The sequence below is a fragment of the Streptomyces sp. WMMC1477 genome (assembly GCF_027460245.1).
In the GTDB taxonomy this organism is placed as follows: domain Bacteria; phylum Actinomycetota; class Actinomycetes; order Streptomycetales; family Streptomycetaceae; genus Streptomyces.
Genome location: NZ_JAPZBD010000003.1, coordinates 4706075 through 4719190 on the forward strand (window position 1 = coordinate 4706075; position 13116 = coordinate 4719190).

A 13116-nucleotide genomic window follows, 5' to 3' on the forward strand; every position below is an offset into this window, starting at 1 on the left:
ATGTTCCCGCCGGGAGCATCTCCTCGAAATTTCTCCTGCCGAGGGGTTGGCTGTCACCGGTTGGCGGCGAAAGAGCCGTATTGCGAAGGGTTACTGGTTGCTTGCGGGTCTCATGCCGTTCGTCCTGACGTCGGTTCCGGGAAACACCCGGCTCGTATCGGAGGACGTGCCCGGAGCCTAGATGGTTCATGCCTCAAAGGGAACGTGATGTACACGTCACCCGCTTGGGTTATCGAACGTGCATACGACTCTCCTCTAGCATAGGTTTATCCGTGGGTGGCTGCTCACCAGGGCTCCTATGCCTCGGTACCCTCTGTCCGGCAAGCAAGCCACCCCCAGTTGGATTCAGCGAGGAGCGAACCGCGTGACCGCCGAGACGTCTGTGCCGTCGTCCACAGCGCTGCTGACCGGAGCGGACCGGGACGGGTCCAACTACACCGCGCGGCACCTCCTCGTTCTCGAGGGCCTTGAGGCGGTGCGGAAACGACCCGGTATGTATATCGGCTCCACGGACAGCCGGGGGCTCATGCACTGTCTGTGGGAGATCATCGACAACTCGGTCGACGAGGCGCTCGGCGGCCACTGCGACCGGATCGACGTGGTCCTGCACGAGGACGGCTCCGTGGAGGTCCGGGACAACGGCCGCGGGATCCCGGTCGACGTGGAGCCGAAGACGGGTCTGTCCGGCGTCGAGGTCGTCATGACGAAGCTGCACGCCGGAGGCAAGTTCGGAGGCGGCTCGTACGCAGCCTCCGGCGGCCTGCACGGCGTCGGCGCCTCGGTGGTGAACGCGCTCTCGGCCCGTCTGGACGTCGAGGTCGACCGCGGCGGCAAAACGCACTCCATCAGCTTCCGCCGCGGCGTCCCCGGTATCTTCACCGAGTCCGGCCCCGAGGCCCCGTTCGACCCGTCCGGCGGGCTGCTCAAGGGCAAGAAGATCCCGAAGACCCGCACCGGTACCCGGGTGCGGTACTGGGCGGACCGCCAGATCTTCCTCAAGGACGCCCAGCTCTCGCTGGATACGCTGCACGCCCGCGCCCGCCAGACGGCCTTCCTCGTGCCCGGGCTGACGATCACCGTCCGGGACGAGCGGGGCACGGAGGACGGCTCGGCCGCCGCCGAGGAGGTCTTCCGCTACGACGGCGGCATCAGCGAGTTCTGCGAGTTCCTGGCGCAGGACAGGCCCCTCAACGACGTCATCCGCCTGGAGGGCCAGGGCACCTTCAAGGAGACGGTCCCGGTGCTCGACGACCGCGGGCACATGATGCCCAAGGAGGTCACCCGGGAGCTCGGCGTGGACGTCGCGCTGCGCTGGGGCACCGGCTACGACAGCACGGTCCGCTCGTTCGTCAACATCATCGCGACGCCCAAGGGCGGGACACACGTCGCCGGGTTCGAGCGCGCGGTCACCCGCACGGTCAACGAGGTGCTGCGTGCGACGAAGCTGCTGCGCGTGGCCGAGGACGACATCGTCAAGGACGACGCCCTGGAGGGGCTCACCGCGGTCGTCACCGTCCGCTTGGCCGAGCCGCAGTTCGAGGGCCAGACGAAGGAGGTGCTCGGCACCTCGGCGGCGTCCCGGATCGTGGGGCAGGTCGTCGCCAAGGAGCTGAAGGCGTTCCTGACCTCCACCAAGCGCGACGCCAAGCAGCAGGCCCGGACGGTGCTGGAGAAGGCCGTGGCCGCCGCCCGCACGCGCATCGCCGCACGGCAGCACAAGGAGGCGCAGCGCCGCAAGACGGCCCTGGAGTCCTCGGCCCTGCCCGCCAAGCTCGCGGACTGCCGCAGCGACGACGTGGACCGCAGCGAGCTGTTCATCGTCGAGGGCGACTCCGCGCTCGGTACGGCCAAGCTCGCCCGGAACTCGGAGTTCCAGGCCCTGCTGCCCATCCGGGGCAAGATCCTCAACGTCCAGAAGTCCTCCGTCTCCGACATGCTCAAGAACGCGGAGTGCGGGTCGATCATCCAGGTCATAGGGGCCGGGTCGGGACGGACGTTCGACATCGACCAGGCGCGCTACGGCAAGGTGATCTTCCTGGCCGACGCCGACGTCGACGGGGCGCACATCCGGTGTCTGCTGCTGACGCTCTTCCAGCGCTACATGCGGCCCATGGTCGAGCAGGGCCGGGTCTTCTCGGCGGTGCCGCCGCTCCACCGCATCGAGCTGATCAACCCGAGGAAGGGCCAGGAGAAGTACCGCTACACGTACTCGGACAACGAGCTGCGCCAGACGCTGCTGGAGCTTCAGAGCAAGAACATCCGGTTCAAGGATTCCATCCAGCGCTACAAGGGCCTGGGCGAGATGGACGCCGACCAGCTCGCGGAGACCACGATGGACCCGCGGCACCGGACGCTGCGCCGTATCAACATCGGCGATCTGGAGGCGGCGGAGAAGGCCTTCGACCTGCTCATGGGAAACGAGGTCGCGCCGCGCAAGGAGTTCATCACCACCTCGGCGGCCACCCTGGACCGCTCCCGGATCGACGTCTGAGCCGGACGCCGTCCCGCACCGGTCCGCCGGGGCGGGACGGCTCCGCGCCGAACGGTCGCGTCCCCGAGGCCCCGTGCCACGACCGTTCGAACATCACCTGAAAAGGTGAAGGTGACCGCAAGCCCCGCTTTTCTCGCCGTCCGTCTCGCCATCCTGGGTGCCCCGGGAAGCCCCCCGGGGGATCTGAGGAGACGTGCGGTGACACAGCAGGACGGTCCGGACGACGACGGCGGCGCGCTGCGGTACGAGGACGACCCGTGGTACGACGCGGTGGCCTCCGGCCTTCCCGGCTCGGCGGCCGAGCGGTCCGGGGCCGGGGGCGGGGCCGGGCGCAGGAACGCTCCGCCGGGTGGGGCCGTGCCGTGGAACGCCCAGCCGCTGCCGCCCAGCAGGCCGCACCCGTCGGCCGAGCGCGGCCTCCCGGCCGACCTGGGTCCACAGGACGCCGGCCCGGAAGGCCCGCAGGGCTCCCCAGGCGCCCGCGACGCCAGAGACGACCGAGGCGTCGTCCGAGGTGCCCGCGACGAGCGGCCACGCGACGACGAACTGGCGGCCGTGTACTTCGCCGTGCACCGCAGCGCGAAGTTCCAGGAGGTGCGGCGCCGGCACCGCCGGTTCGTCTTCCCCGCCGCCGTCGCGTTCCTTCTCTGGTATCTCGCGTACATCGTCACCGCCACCACCGCGCCCGGTCTCATGGCCACGCCCGTGGGCGGCGGCCCGGTCAACGTGGGCCTGCTCGCCGGGCTCGGGCAGTTCCTGAGCACCGCCCTGCTGGTGGGCGCGTACGCCTGGCACGCCCACTTCCGGCGGGACCGTACGGCGCTCGACCTGCGGTGGGAGACCCAGCAGCGCACCCGGGAGGCGGTGCGATGAGCTGGCACGACGACCGGCTCCCCGCGCTGGTCCTCTTCAGCGTCTTCGTCGCCGTCACGATCGCCATCACGACGTGGGCCGGACGTCGGCGCCAGGGGTCGCCGGAGGAGTTCTACGCGGGCGGACGGCTCTTCTCCCCTCTGGAGAACGGGTTCGCCATCGCCGGGGACTACATGTCGGCCGCCTCGTTCCTGGGCATCTCCGGGCTCATCGCCCTGTACGGGTACGACGGCATGGTCTACTCGGTGGGCTTCCTGGTGGCCTGGCTGGTCGTGCTGTTCTTCGTCGCCGAGCTGGTCCGCAACTGCGGCCGCTTCACGCTCGCCGACGTCCTCGTCTCCCGGCTGCGCGAACGCCCCGTCCGGGTGGCGTCCGGCACGGCCTCGGTGACCGTGTCGCTGCTGTATCTGGTGGCCCAGATGGTCGGGGCCGGCACGCTGGTCGCGCTGCTGCTGGGCGACACCGGCTCCCAGGTGCGCACCTGGACGGTCGTCGGCGTCGGGGCGCTCATGGTGGTCTACGTGGCGTTCGGCGGGATGCGCGGGACGACGTGGATCCAGATCGTGAAGGCCGTTCTCCTCATGGGCGGTGCCGTCACCCTGACCGCCCTCGTCCTGCTGCGCTTCGGCGGCGATCCGGCTTCCCTCCTTTCCGGAGCCGCCGAGCGCAGCGGGCACGGCGACGCGTTCCTCGCGCCCGGGCTGCTCTTCGGCGACAGCTGGACCTCGCGCGCGGACTTCGTGAGTCTCGCCTTCGCGCTCGTCCTCGGCACGGCCGGCCTGCCGCACATCCTCGCGCGCTTCTACACGGTTCCCACGGCCCGCGCGGCGCGCCGTTCGGTGCTGTGGGCCGTCGGCCTGATCGGCAGCTTCTACCTGATGACGATCGTCCTGGGGTTCGGCGCCGCCGCGCTGCTCGGCTCGGACGCGGTGCGGGCGGACAACGCCGCGGGCAACACGGCGGTGCCGCTCCTGGCCCGCTTCCTCGGGGGCGGGGCCGGGACGACGGGTGGCACGGTGCTGTTCGCCGTCGTCGCGGCGATCGCGTTCGCCACGATCCTCGCCGTCGTCGCCGGGATCACCCTCGCCTCGTCGGCGGCCATCGCCCATGACCTGTACGGTTCGCTGGCCCGTCGTCGGCGGCGCCGGACGAGCGAGGTGACGGTCGCGCGGCTGGCGGCCATCGGCATCGGCGCGCTCGCCATCGCGCTCGGACTGCTGGCCCGGAACCTCAATGTGGCGTTCCTGGTGGGCCTGGCGTTCGCCGTGGCCGCCTCGGCCAACCTCCCGGTGCTGCTCTACACGCTGTTCTGGCGGCGCTTCACCACGCGCGGTGCGCTGTGGGCGGTGTACGGCGGGCTGATTCCGGCGATCGCCCTGGTCGTGGTCTCGCCGGTGGTGTCGGGCAGCCCGGACGCGCTGTTCCCCGCGCGGGACTTCGCCTGGTTCCCGCTGCAGAATCCCGGACTCGTGTCCATCCCGCTGGGTTTCCTCGCGGGCTGGCTGGGCACGTTGGGCGGGCGGGAGCGTCCCGACCCCTTCCAGCACGCCGAGACCGAGGTCCGCGCGCTGACGGGTGCGGGTGCCGTCTGAGGACCGGGCTCAGCCCGCGGCGGTGACGGCGACGACCTGTGCGCGGGGCTGGGGCCCGGGGGCGGCCCCGCAGCTCGCGGGCACCGCGGGGCCCGGCTCCGTCACGCCGTCGACGCGCCAGGACCGGCCGTCGCGGTGGCGTACCACCAGTGACCACCGCGGCGCGTCGGCGGGCGGCTCGTCCAGGGTCAGTGCGTCGGGGTCCTCCTCGCCCGTCAGATCCCTGACGGCCAGCTCCGCGGCCTGTCCGGCGCGGCCCCAGGCCGAGCGGCCCCGGCACCGCTCGGTGACCACCCGGCCGTGTCGCACGGCGTCCAGGACGCCCTTGAGCGTGGTGGCGTCCGCCCGGCCGTAGGCGTAGCCGTACGGCAGCACCAGCAGGGTGGGGGAGAAGCGGTGGCCGCCGATGTGGGTGATCTCCCAGGTGTTCGCGTCCCCGGAGGCGGCCAGTTCCTCGGCCAGCGGGCGGCCGAGGAGCGCGCAGCAGCGGTCGCGCCGGCCGTTGGTGCACACCAGGGCCAGCGGGTCGCCGCGGTACGGTTCGCCGACGCCCCCGTGCTCCCCGCGGCCGAGCGCCGCGAAGTCGAGGGTGCTGAGGGACTCCGGTGTGTCGGTGACCCAGGTGCGGACCCAGGACGCGCCCGGCAGGGTGTGGGCCAGGTAGACGCGGCGCGGCGGCCGGGGAGACCGGTCCGCGTGCCGGCCGGGGCGGCGGATCAGCGCCACGCGCACGTCGGTGTCTTCGACGGCGGCGGTCAGGGCGCGGGCGGTGTCGCGGTCCAGGTGGCTGGCGTGGAGGGCGTCCGTGCCCCACGGGCCCGGCTGTTCGAGCAGCAGCCAGGTGCGGGCGGTCGCGGCGGTGGCCGCGAGGGGCTCGGCCCGGTTCCGGGAGGCGCTCGCGCATGTGGTCACGGAGGTGAGCCTAACCTCCGTTACGATCGACTGCCGTTTCACCCGAGGGCCGCCGCCGGCGGTGCCGCACGTCTGCGTGAGAAGGAGAAGGGGCACTGGTGGTCACACACCGTATTCCGGTCATCGTCCTCGCGGGTTTCCTCGGCTCCGGCAAGACGACGCTGCTGAACCATCTCCTGCGCAACCGCAGGGGCGTGCGCATCGGGGCGGTCGTCAACGACTTCGGGGCCATCGAGATCGACGCCATGACGGTCTCCGGGCAGGTGGACTCGATGGTCTCGCTCGGCGACGGCTGCCTGTGCTGTGCCGTCGACACCGAGGACCTGGACGAGGTGCTGGACGCCCTCGCCCGTCCCGCCGCCGGGATCGATCTCATCATCATCGAGGCGAGCGGACTGGCCGAGCCGCAGACCCTCATCCGCATGCTGCTGGCCAGCACCGACCAGCGCATCGTCTACGGCGGCCTGATCGAGGTCGTGGACGCCGCAGAGTTCGACGTGGTGCGCCGGCGCCATCCGGAGCTGGAGCGGCACGTCCGCGTGGCCGACCTGGTCGTCCTCAACAAGACGGACCGCGTGCCCGCCGGGGAACGTGACGCGCTGCTGCGGCGGCTGACCTCGCTGGCCGAGGGCACCCCCGTCGTCGCCGCGGCCCACGGCCGGATCGACCCCGGGCTGCTCTTCGACCGGGACGCCGCCCGGGACGGGGAGCCCGCCGTCCGCCAGCTCTCGTTCGAGGACCTCTACGAGGAGGAGGGGCCCGACGGGTGTGGGGACGGCCATGACGGGCACGAGCACCTGCACGACGCCTACGAGGCGCTGTCGTTCACCTGCGACGAACCGCTGAGCCCCCGCCGCCTGCTGGAGTTCCTGGACGAGCGCCCAGCCGGGCTGTACCGGATGAAAGGCCACGTCCTGCTCGGCGGGGACGAGCGGCAGCGGTGCTGGACGGTCCACGTGGTGGGCGGCTTCCTGCGCTTCGCCCCGCGGCCGTGGCCGCAGGGCGAGCCCCGGTCGACGCGGCTGGTGCTGATCGGCGCCGGGCTCGACGTCGACGCGCTGCGGAGCCGGCTGGAGGGATGTGCGGGGCCGGGACCGGACGAGAGGGGGCCGAGTGCCCTGTGGGGCGTCCTGCGGTACGTGGACGCACCGTCCGCGGAGGACGCGGCCACCCACGGCGAGCCGTACGCCTACGAGGACCCCGACATCGAGGACCCCGGTGTCGACGGTGTCGGGGACCCCGGCGCCCCGGAGCCGTACGGGGCGCGGGTCTGAGCGAGCCCGGCGGCGTCCGCCGGAGTGCGGGGCGGCCGGGCCCGGAGACGCCCCGGGCCCGGCCGCGCACCGGTCACACGGGGCCGCCGATGACGGCGACGGCGTCGGAGAGCGGCACGCCCGAGCCGTCCCGCCGCGGGTCGGTCTCGGGAAGCCGCGCGGGTGCCCCCGACCTCGTCGCCGCCCTGGCCGGGGAGGGGCCCGCCCAGGCCAGAGCCAGGCGCTCCTCGCCCTTGAGGAACCGCTGGCAGCGGACGCCGCCGGTGGCACGGCCCTTGCGCGGGTACTGGTCGAAGGGCGTGAGCTTGGCGGTGGCGAGGGTGTCGTCCAGCGTCCCCTGCGCGGCCGCGGCGGTGAAGACGACGGCCTCGGCTGCCGGGTCCACCGCGGTGAAGGAGATGACCTGCGCTCCCGCGCTCAGCTTGATGCCGGTCATGCCGCCCGCGGCCCGCCCCTGGGGCCGGACCTGGCTCGCCGGATACCGCAGCAACTGTGCCTCGTCGCTGACGAAGACGAGGTCCTCCTCGCCGGTGCGCAGTTCGACGGCGCCGACGATCCGGTCGCCCTCCCGGAGGGAGATGACCTCCAACTCCTCCTTGTTGGCCGGGTAGTCGGGCACGACGCGCTTGACCACGCCCTGCCGGGTGCCGAGCGCGATCCCGGGGGAGGACTCGTCCAGCGTGGTGAGGCACAGCAGCGACTCGCCGTCCTCCAGGGACAGGAACTCGGAGATCTCGGCCCCACCCGCCAGGCTGGGTGTGGCGGACGGCTCCGGGAGCTGCGGCAGGTCGACGACGGACAGCCGCAGCAGCCGGCCGGAGGAGGTCACGGCGCCGATCTCCCCGCGCGTCGTGGCCGGGACGGCGGAGACGATCACGTCGTGCTTGACGCGCTTCGCGCCCTGGCCGAAGACGGCGTCCACGGCGGCGGTACGGGCGAGCAGCCCGGTGGAGGAGAGCAGCACGCGGCACGGGTCGTCGGCGATCTCCAGCGGCACGGTGGCCACGGGCGTCCCGGTGGACTCCATCAGCACGGTGCGGCGCGGGGTGCCGTACTTCTTCGCGACGGCGCCGAGCTCGCTGGAGACGAGCTTGCGCAGCTCCGCGTCGGACTCCAGGATGCGGGTCAGCTCCTCGATCTCCCGGCCCAGGCGGTCCCGTTCGTCCTCCAGCTCCAGCCGGTCGAAGCGCGTCAGGCGGCGCAGCGGGGTGTCGAGGATGTACTGCGTCTGGACGTCGGAGAGGCCGAAGCGCGCCATGAGCGACTCCTTCGCCGCCGCCGCGTTGTCGCTGGACCGGATGATGCCGATGACCTCGTCGATGTCGACGAGCGCGACGAGCAGTCCTTCCACGAGGTGCAGCCGGTCCTGCCGCTTGCGGCGCCGGTAGGAGCTGCGGCGCCGCACGACCTCGAAGCGGTGGTCGACGTAGACCTCCAGCAGCTCCCTCAGGCCCAGGGTGAGCGGCTGGCCGTCGACGAGGGCCACGTTGTTGATGCCGAAGGACTCCTCCATCGGCGTCAGCTTGTAGAGCTGCTCGAGCACGGCCTCCGGGTGGAAGCCGTTCTTCACCTCGATGACGAGCCGCAGCCCGTGCTCGCGGTCGGTGAGGTCCTTGACGTCGGCGATGCCCTGGAGCTTCTTGGAGTTGACCAGGTCCTTGATCTTGGAGATGACCTTCTCCGGGCCGACGGTGAAGGGCAGTTCGGTGACGACGAGGCCTTTTCGCCGCGCCGTGACCTGCTCGATCTCGGCCGTGGCCCGGATCTTGAAGGTCCCGCGCCCCTTGGCGTAGGCGTCCTTGACGCCGCCCAGCCCCACGATCCGCCCTCCGGTGGGCAGATCCGGGCCGGGGACCAGCTTCATCAGGGTCTCGAGATCCGCACCGGGGTGCTTGATCAGGTGCCGGGCGGCGGCGATGATCTCGCCGAGGTTGTGCGGCGGCATGTTCGTGGCCATGCCGACGGCGATACCGGAGGCCCCGTTGACGAGCAGGTTCGGGTAGGCAGCCGGGAGGGCCACGGGCTCCTGCTCGCTGCCGTCGTAGTTCGGCGCGAAGTCGACCGTCTCCTCGTCGATCGACTCGACCATCAGCCCGGCCGCCGAGGCGCTGCGGCACTCCGTGTACCGCATGGCCGCGGGCGGGTCGTCGTTGCCGAGCGAGCCGAAGTTCCCGTGGCCGTCCACCAGGGGCAGCCGCATCGAGAACGGCTGAGCCATGCGGACGAGCGCGTCGTAGATGGCGCTGTCGCCGTGCGGGTGGAGTTTGCCCATCACCTCGCCGACGACGCGGGCGCACTTGACGTAGGACCGCTCGGGGCGCAGTCCCATTTCGTGCATCTGGTAGAGGATGCGCCGGTGGACGGGCTTGAGCCCGTCCCGAGCGTCGGGCAGGGCCCGCGAGTAGATGACCGAGTAGGCGTACTCCAGGAAGGAGCCCTGCATCTCGTCGACGACATCGATGTCGAGGATGCGCTCTTCGAAATCCTCCGGCGGCGGGGTCTTCGTGCTGCGGCGGGCCATCGCGGCGGCTGCTCCTTCGGATACGCGCGGTCGCGCCACCGGGTACGGGCTGGGTACGGCCGGGGCGCCGAAGCGGATGTGCTGGCACTGACGCGGACCATTGTGGACCCAGCCGCGGACAACCCGCCGTCCACCCCGCCCGGCCGGGAACTTCGCGCGGCCCCGCCGCGCTTGCATAGAGTGACAGGGCAGCCCGGGCCGGCCCCTCCGGCCGGCCCGGAAACGACAGCCGAACCGCCCCGTCCACCCGCCGCCCCGCAGACGAAGGGACACATCGCGCATGGCGTACACGGCCACGCCCCCGCCTCCCCAGGGAGTGCTCACAGCAACCGAACACCGGTTGGCCAACGGCCTGCGGGTGGTGCTCTCGGAGGACCACCTGACCCCCGTCGCCGCCGTCTGCCTCTGGTACGACGTCGGTTCCCGGCACGAGGTCACGGGCCGCACCGGGCTGGCCCACCTCTTCGAGCACCTGATGTTCCAGGGCTCCGCCCAGGTGCCGGGCAACGGGCACTTCGAACTGGTCCAGGGTGTCGGCGGCTCGCTGAACGGCACGACGAGCTTCGAGCGCACCAACTACTTCGAGACGATGCCCGCCCACCAACTGGAGCTGGCGCTGTGGCTGGAGGCGGACCGCATGGGTTCGCTGCTCGCCGCCCTGGACGACGAGTCCATGGAGAACCAGCGGGACGTCGTCAAGAACGAGCGCCGCCAGCGGTACGACAACGTGCCCTACGGCACGGCCTTCGAGACGCTGGTGGCCATGGCCTACCCCGAGGGCCACCCGTACCACCACACCCCGATCGGCTCCATGGCGGACCTGGACGCGGCCTCACTGGAGGACGCCCGCCGGTTCTTCCGCACGTACTACGCGCCCAACAACGCGGTGCTGTCCGTCGTCGGGGACATCGACCCGGAGCAGACGCTCGCCTGGGTCGAGAAGTACTTCGGCTCCATTCCCGGGCACGACGGCAAGCAGCCGCCCCGGGACGGCCGACTGCCCGACGTCATGGGGGAGGAGCCGCGGCGCACGCTCTACGAGGACGTCCCCTCCCGGGCGCTGCTGCACGCCTACCGGCTTCCGCACGACGGCACCCGCGAGGCGGACGCGATCGACCTGGCGTTGACGGCGCTGGGCGGCGGCGAGTCGTCCCGCCTCTACAACCGGCTGGTGCGCAGGGACCGGACGGCGGTGACGGCGGGCTTCGGCATGCTGCGGCTGGCCGGCGCCCCCTCGCTCGGCTGGCTGGACGTCAAGGCGTCGGGCGAGTCCACCGTCGCGGAGATCGAGGCGGCGGTCGACGAGGAACTGGTCCGGTTCGCCTCGGAGGGGCCGAGCCCCGAGGAGATGGAGCGAGCCCAGGCCCAGCTGGAGCGGGAGTGGCTGGACCGCCTGGCGACGGTGAGCGGCCGGGCGGACGAACTGTGCCGCTACGCCGTCCTCTTCGGTGATCCGCAGCTCGCCCTGACGGCGGTGCGGCGGGTCCTGGAGGTCACGCCGGAGGAGGTGCGGGAGGTGGCCGCCGCGCGGCTGGTGCCGGACAACCGGGCCGTGCTGGTCTACGAACCGACGTCGGGCCCGCAGCCGGAGGAGGCGGAGGAGGCCACCGAGGTCATCGCCGACGACGTGGCCGACGTGCACCACAACGCGCAGGAAGGGGCCGAGCAGTGAGCGACGCCACCCCCACCATGGAGTTCCACCCGCAGCCGCGCGGCGGCGAGGCCAAGCCCTGGGCCTTCCCGGCGCCCGAGCGTGCCACGCTGTCCAACGGGCTGACCGTGCTGCACTGCCACCGGCCCGGCCAGCAGGTCGTGGCGGTGGACGTGAACCTCGTCGCTCCGCTGGACGCCGAGCCCGAGGGGCTGGACGGCGTCGCGACGATCATGGCGCGTGCCCTGAGCGAGGGGACGGACAAGTACACGGCGGAGGAGTTCGCCGCCGAGCTGGAGCGCTGTGGCGCCACGCTCGACGCCTTCGCCGACCACCCCGGCATCCGGGTGTCCCTGGAGGTGCCCGCCTCCCGGCTGCCCAAGGCGCTGGGGCTGCTGGCCGACGCGCTGCGGGCCCCCGCCTTCCCGGACGGCGAGGTGGCCCGGCTCGTCGCCAACCGCCTGGACGAGATCCCGCACGAGCTGGCGAACCCGGCCCGTCGCGCCGCGATCGCCATGGCCGGGGAGCTGTTCCCGGCCGACGCGCGGATGTCCCGCCCGCGGCAGGGCACGGAGGAGACCGTCCGGCACATCGACGCCGCCGCCGTGCGCGCCTTCTACGAGGCACACGTGCGCCCGGCCGCCGCCACGGCCGTCGTCGTCGGCGACTTCACCGGGGTCGACCTCGCGGGGTCGCTGGCCGAGACGCTCGGCGCCTGGACGGGCTCCACCGCCGCGCCCGCCCCGATGGTGCCGGTGACCTCGGACGACACCGGCCGGGTGGTCATCGTCGACCGGCCGGGGGCCGTGCAGACGCAGCTGCTCATCGGCCGCACCGGGGCCGACCGGCACGACGCCGTCTGGCCCGCGCAGGTGCTGGGCGTGTACTGCCTGGGCGGTACGCTCACCTCGCGGCTGGACCGCGTGCTGCGCGAGGAGAAGGGCTACACCTACGGGGTCCGCGCCTACAGCCAGGTGCTCCGTTCCACGCCCGACGGCCGCGGCGCGGCCATGCTCGCGATCAGCGGTTCCGTGGCCACCGACGTGACCGGCCCCGCGCTGGCCGATCTGTGGACCGTGCTGCGGACGGTGGCGGCCGAGGGGCTGACGGACGAGGAGCGCGACACCGCCGTGCAGAACCTGGTCGGCGTGGCTCCGCTGCGGTACGAGACGGCGGCCGCCGTCGCCGGGACCCTGGCGGACCAGGTGGAGCAGTTCCTCCCGGACGACTTCCAGGCGCGGCTGTACGAGCGGCTGGCCGAGACGGGCACGGTGGAGGCCACCGCCGCGGCCGTGGCCGCGTTCCCGGTCGACCGCCTGGTCACCGTCCTGGTCGGGGACGCGGAGCAGATCGAGGCCCCGGTGCGTGAGCTGGGGATCGGGGAGGTCACCGTCGTGCGCGGCGAATAGCCCCGCGCGGAGCGGGTCCGGCCGGTCGGCACGGTCCCGTGGACGCCTCCCGCAGCCCCGGAGGGCCCGGCCCTCCGGGGCTGCGGGCTGTCCGGAGCCCCTTTCACGTGGCCCGGATCACCCCGATGACCTGGGCAATGTGGCATGTACGACAAAGTGCCGGATTTTCTTGGCCCGCCCGGGATGTCCGGTTTAACGTCGTCCCCGTTGCCCGTCAGAAGCGACCGCGGCCTGCGGCCGACGTGCAGCGCATCATCGCCGAGTCCCCGACGAGGGGGAGCCGGGGACCCACATGTCCTTGGGGTGAATCGGGCCTGTGTGCCCGTAGGAGACCTTCCTGCTCCGAACCCGTCAGCTAACCCGGTAGGCGAGAAGGAAGGAAAGGACCCACAC

Annotated in this window: 8 protein-coding genes and 1 riboswitch; of the genes, 6 read left to right on the top strand and 2 right to left on the bottom strand. The window is 72.3% G+C overall.

Translation table 11 applies throughout. The features are described from left to right. Positions 1-364 precede the first annotated feature (364 nt). The 3 genes from O7609_RS20990 (at position 365) to O7609_RS21000 (ending at position 4956) form a co-directional block, all read left to right on the top strand. Complete coding sequence (locus tag O7609_RS20990) at positions 365-2491, top strand: DNA gyrase/topoisomerase IV subunit B (protein WP_269735457.1); 2127 nt, start codon at positions 365-367, stop codon at positions 2489-2491. A gap of 198 nt (positions 2492-2689) precedes the next feature. Then, complete coding sequence (locus tag O7609_RS20995; protein WP_443072184.1) at positions 2690-3364, top strand: DUF485 domain-containing protein; 675 nt, start codon at positions 2690-2692, stop codon at positions 3362-3364. Continuing rightward, a complete protein-coding gene (locus O7609_RS21000; protein ID WP_269744038.1) occupies positions 3361-4956 on the top strand; it encodes a solute symporter family protein in 1596 nt (531 codons plus the stop codon). Before O7609_RS20995 ends, O7609_RS21000 begins: the two co-directional genes overlap by 4 nt. 9 nt (positions 4957-4965) lie before the next feature. Here the strand turns inward: O7609_RS21000 and O7609_RS21005 are convergent, their stop codons facing one another. Next, entirely contained in the window at positions 4966-5868 is a 903-nt protein-coding gene (locus O7609_RS21005; RefSeq protein WP_269735454.1) for a sucrase ferredoxin, read from the bottom strand. 98 nt (positions 5869-5966) lie between these two features. On the opposite strand from O7609_RS21005, the gene O7609_RS21010 reads away from it, so the two are divergent. After that, positions 5967-7142 (top strand): CobW family GTP-binding protein, encoded by a 1176-nt coding sequence (locus tag O7609_RS21010; protein ID WP_269735453.1) that lies wholly within the window; start codon positions 5967-5969, stop codon positions 7140-7142. Between the two features lie 73 nt (positions 7143-7215). Here the strand turns inward: O7609_RS21010 and O7609_RS21015 are convergent, their stop codons facing one another. Continuing rightward, positions 7216-9663, bottom strand: a complete 2448-nt coding sequence (locus O7609_RS21015; protein ID WP_269735452.1) for a DNA gyrase/topoisomerase IV subunit A — start codon at positions 9661-9663, stop codon at positions 7216-7218. A 280-nt stretch (positions 9664-9943) separates the two neighbouring features. On the opposite strand from O7609_RS21015, the gene O7609_RS21020 reads away from it, so the two are divergent. Together O7609_RS21020 and O7609_RS21025 are read left to right on the top strand one after the other, a co-directional pair. Beyond that, a complete protein-coding gene (locus tag O7609_RS21020; RefSeq protein ID WP_269735451.1) occupies positions 9944-11335 on the top strand; it encodes a M16 family metallopeptidase in 1392 nt (463 codons plus the stop codon). Then, positions 11332-12723: a M16 family metallopeptidase gene (locus O7609_RS21025; protein ID WP_269735450.1), complete on the top strand. Its 1392-nt coding sequence runs from the start codon at positions 11332-11334 to the stop codon at positions 12721-12723. Before O7609_RS21020 ends, O7609_RS21025 begins: the two co-directional genes overlap by 4 nt. Before the next feature lie 246 nt (positions 12724-12969). Next, positions 12970-13108, top strand: a riboswitch (cyclic di-AMP (ydaO/yuaA leader). The last annotated feature ends 8 nt before the right edge of the window (positions 13109-13116 follow it).

What these genes read in the sequence shown, in the direction of transcription:
- O7609_RS21000 (WP_269744038.1), top strand. Translation starts at nt 3,361, where the DNA reads ATGAGCTGGCACGACGACCGGCTCCCCGCGCTGGTCCTCTTCAGCGTC.
- O7609_RS21015 (WP_269735452.1), bottom strand. Translation starts at nt 9,663, where the DNA reads ATGGCCCGCCGCAGCACGAAGACCCCGCCGCCGGAGGATTTCGAAGAG.
- O7609_RS21020 (WP_269735451.1), top strand. Translation starts at nt 9,944, where the DNA reads ATGGCGTACACGGCCACGCCCCCGCCTCCCCAGGGAGTGCTCACAGCA.